Raw genomic sequence first — 3,680 nt, forward strand, 5'->3', positions numbered from 1 at the left:
GTAATCGACTTATATTGAGTCGAATGTTGTGCGATTTCGCTTATGAAAAGTTTCATGCTAGGATTTCGCGCTTCAGTTGTTTCTGGTGGTCGGCACCCACGGCACCACCTACGGCGGCAACCCGCTGGCGTGCGCGGTGGCGGGGGCGGTGTTCGACGTGATCAACACGCCTGAAGTGCTGGCCGGCGTCAACGCCAAGCACGACCTGTTCAAGGCCCGCCTGGAACAGATCGGCAAACAATACGGGATCTTCAGCGAAGTGCGTGGCCTGGGCCTGCTGCTCGGTTGCGTGCTGAGCGACGCCTGGAAAGGCAAGGCCAAGGACGTGTTCAACGCGGCCGAGAAAGAAAACCTGATGATCCTGCAAGCCGGCCCCGACGTGGTGCGTTTCGCGCCGAGCCTGGTGGTAGAGGATGCGGACATCAATGAAGGCCTGGACCGCTTCGAACGTGCGGTAAAAACGCTGACGCAAGCCTGATACACATTTATCTGTCGGACTGGGTCAAATGTGGGAGGGGGCTTGCCCCCGATAGCAGTCTGTCAGTTGATACATCTGGTGACTGATACACCGCTATCGGGGGCAAGTCGAATCGTCGCACCGCCCCTCCCACATTGGGAACTGTGTTGTTCCTGACCTATCCGGTACTTTTTCCTATGAGTTTTTCGAGTTAAGGAGTGACACCATGCTGGTGATGCGCCCCGCGCAAATGGCTGATCTGGGCGAGGTACAGCGTCTGGCTGCGGACAGCCCGATTGGTGTCACCTCCTTGCCGGATGATGTGGAACGCCTGAGTGACAAGATCGCCGCGAGCGAAGCGTCCTTCGCCGCCGAGGTCAGTTTCAACGGTGAAGAAAGCTATTTCTTCGTGCTCGAAGACACCGAGACCGGCAAGCTCGCAGGCTGCTCGGCCATCGTCGCCTCGGCCGGCTACTCGGAGCCGTTCTACAGCTTCCGCAACGAGACCTTCGTCCACGCCTCCCGCGAGTTGAAGATCCACAACAAGATCCACGTGCTTTCCCAGTGCCACGACCTCACCGGTAACAGCCTGCTCACCAGCTTCTACGTGAAGCCTGCGCTGGTCGGTTCGCCGTGGTCGGAACTCAATTCCCGTGGGCGCCTGTTGTTCGTTGCCAGCCACCCCGAGCGCTTTGCCGACTCGGTGGTGACCGAAATTGTCGGCTACAGCGACGAGCACGGTGATTCGCCGTTCTGGGACGCCATCGGGCGCAACTTCTTCGACCTCAACTACGCCGCCGCCGAGCGCCTGTGCGGGCTGAAAAGCCGCACGTTCCTCGCCGAGCTGATGCCGCACTACCCGATCTATGTGCCGCTGCTGCCGGATGAAGCCCAGGAAGCGATGGGCCAGGTGCATCCGCGTGCGCAGATCACCTTCGACATCCTCATGCGCGAAGGCTTCGAGACCGATCACTACATCGACATCTTCGACGGCGGCCCGACGCTGCACGCACGGATCTCGGGCATTCGCTCGATCGCCCAGAGCCGCGTGGTGCCAGTGAAGATCGGCGAGCGGGTCAAGGGTGTCGGCCGCCAGTACCTGGTGAGTAACGCGCAGTTGCAGGATTACCGCGCGGTGATGCTGGAGCTGGACTACGCGCCCGGTAAACCGGTGATCCTGGACCTGGAAGCGGCCGAAGCCCTGGGCGTCGGTGAAGGCGCCAGCGTGCGTTTGGTTGCGGTTTAAAGCAGAGTTTTGCGGGTGGCCTGAACGGGCGGCCCGTCTGAGGAGATAGCATGATCGTTCGTCCCGTACGCAGCAGCGATTTACCTGCCCTGATTGATCTGGCGCGCAGCACCGGCACCGGCCTGACCACCTTGCCAGCCAACGAAGAGCGCCTGGCCCATCGGGTTGGCTGGGCGGAAAAAACCTTCCGCGGCGAAGCCGGGCGCGGGGATGCCGACTACCTGTTCGTGCTGGAAAACGACGAAGGCCAAGTGGTGGGCATTTCCGCCATCGCTGGCGCCGTCGGTCTGCGCGAGCCCTGGTACAACTTCCGGGTCGGCCTGACCGTCAGCGCCTCCCAGGAGCTGAATATCTACCGCGAGATCCCGACGCTGTTCCTGGCCAATGACCTCACCGGCAACTCCGAACTGTGCTCGCTGTTCCTGCACGCCGATTACCGCAACGGCCTCAACGGCCGCATGCTGGCCAAGGCGCGCTTGCTGTTTATCGCGGAGTTCCCGCAGTTGTTCGGCAACAAGATCATCGCCGAGATGCGCGGTGTGTCCAACGAAGCCGGGCGTTCGCCGTTCTGGGAAAGCCTGGGCCGACACTTTTTCAAGATGGAATTCAGCCAAGCCGACTACCTCACCGGCGTGGGCAACAAAGCCTTTATCGCCGAGCTGATGCCGAAATTTCCGCTGTATAGCTGCTTCCTGTCCGAGGATGCGCGCAACGTGATCGGCAAGGTCCACCCGGACACCGAGCCGGCGCTGAGCATGCTCAAGAGCGAAGGGTTCAGCTACCAGGGCTATGTCGACATTTTCGACGCCGGCCCGGCGGTGGAATGTGAGACCAGCAAGATTCGTGCGGTGCGCGACAGCCAGTCGCTGGTACTCGCCATCGGCACGCCGGGGGACGACGCCACGCCGTTCCTGATCCATAACCGCAAGCGCGAAGAGTGCCGCATCACCGCCGCACCGGCTCGCCTGGCGGCAGGCACGCTGGTGGTCGATCCATTGACCGCCAAACGCCTGCAACTGGTGGTGGGCGATCAAGTGCGTGCCGTACCGTTGTCCGCTGCTCGGGAGTCGAAATAATGAATTCGCTGTATATCGCAGGTAGCTGGCTGGCTGGCCAGGGTGAACTGTTCGAGTCGCGCAACCCGGTGACCCAGCACGTGCTGTGGGCCGGTAAGGGCGCCAGCGCCGAGCAGGTCGAATCCGCCGTGCAGGCCGCGCGCCAGGCGTTTCCGGCGTGGGCCCGGCGTTCGCTGGAAGAGCGCATCGCCGTGCTCGAAGCCTTCGCCACTGCCTTGAAAAAACGCGCCGATGAAATCGCCCGCTGCATCGGTGAAGAAACCGGCAAGCCACTGTGGGAATCGGCCACCGAAGTCACCAGCATGGCCAACAAGATCGCGATCTCGGTGCAAAGCTACCACGAGCGTACCGGCGAGAAGAGCGGCCCGCTGGGCGACGCCACCGCTGTGTTGCGCCACAAGCCCCACGGTGTGGTGGCGGTGTTTGGCCCCTACAACTTCCCCGGTCACCTGCCTAACGGCCATATCGTCCCGGCGTTGCTGGCGGGCAATACCGTGTTGTTCAAGCCGAGCGAGCTGACCCCGAAAGTCGCCGAGTTGACCGTGCAATGCTGGATCGAAGCGGGCCTGCCGGCGGGCGTGTTGAACCTGCTGCAAGGTGCGCGGGAAACCGGGATCGCCCTGGCGGCCAACCCGGGGATCGACGGTTTGTTCTTCACCGGCTCCAGCCGCACCGGCAACCACCTGCACCAGCAGTTCTCCGGGCGCCCGGACAAGATCCTCGCCCTGGAAATGGGCGGCAACAACCCGCTGGTGGTGGATGAAGTGGCCGACGTGGATGCGGCGGTGTACACCATCATTCAATCGGCGTTTATCTCGGCCGGCCAGCGCTGCACCTGTGCCCGTCGCTTGCTGGTGCCCGAAGGCGCCTGGGGCGATGCGTTGCTGGCGCGGCTGGTGGC

At 62.6% G+C, this 3,680-nt stretch carries 3 protein-coding genes and 1 pseudogene; all 4 read left to right on the plus strand.

Annotated elements, in window-relative coordinates:
- Window positions 1-67: 67 nt before the first annotated feature.
- Window positions 68-478 (plus strand): annotated as a pseudogene (locus L9Z73_RS27115) (aminotransferase class III-fold pyridoxal phosphate-dependent enzyme); the annotation flags it as partial.
- Window positions 479-683: 205 nt separating this feature from the next.
- Entirely contained in the window at window positions 684-1,703 is a 1,020-nt protein-coding gene (gene aruF / locus L9Z73_RS27120) for an arginine/ornithine succinyltransferase subunit alpha (RefSeq protein WP_247407688.1), read from the plus strand.
- Window positions 1,704-1,753: 50 nt separating this feature from the next.
- The gene (gene astA / locus L9Z73_RS27125; protein WP_247407690.1) at window positions 1,754-2,779 is read left to right on the plus strand and encodes an arginine N-succinyltransferase; all 1,026 of its coding nucleotides are present in this window, start codon (window positions 1,754-1,756) and stop codon (window positions 2,777-2,779) included.
- On the plus strand, window positions 2,776-3,680 hold a 905-nt coding region (locus tag L9Z73_RS27130; protein ID WP_247407692.1), incomplete at its 3' end, for a succinylglutamate-semialdehyde dehydrogenase. The genes astA and L9Z73_RS27130, both read left to right, overlap by 4 nt.

This window comes from Pseudomonas emilianonis (genome assembly GCF_023072625.1).
In the GTDB taxonomy this organism is placed as follows: Bacteria; Pseudomonadota; Gammaproteobacteria; order Pseudomonadales; family Pseudomonadaceae; genus Aquipseudomonas; species Aquipseudomonas paraveronii.

What these genes read in the sequence shown, in the direction of transcription:
- aruF (WP_247407688.1), top strand. Translation starts at nt 684, where the DNA reads ATGCTGGTGATGCGCCCCGCGCAAATGGCTGATCTGGGCGAGGTACAG.
- astA (WP_247407690.1), top strand. Translation starts at nt 1,754, where the DNA reads ATGATCGTTCGTCCCGTACGCAGCAGCGATTTACCTGCCCTGATTGAT.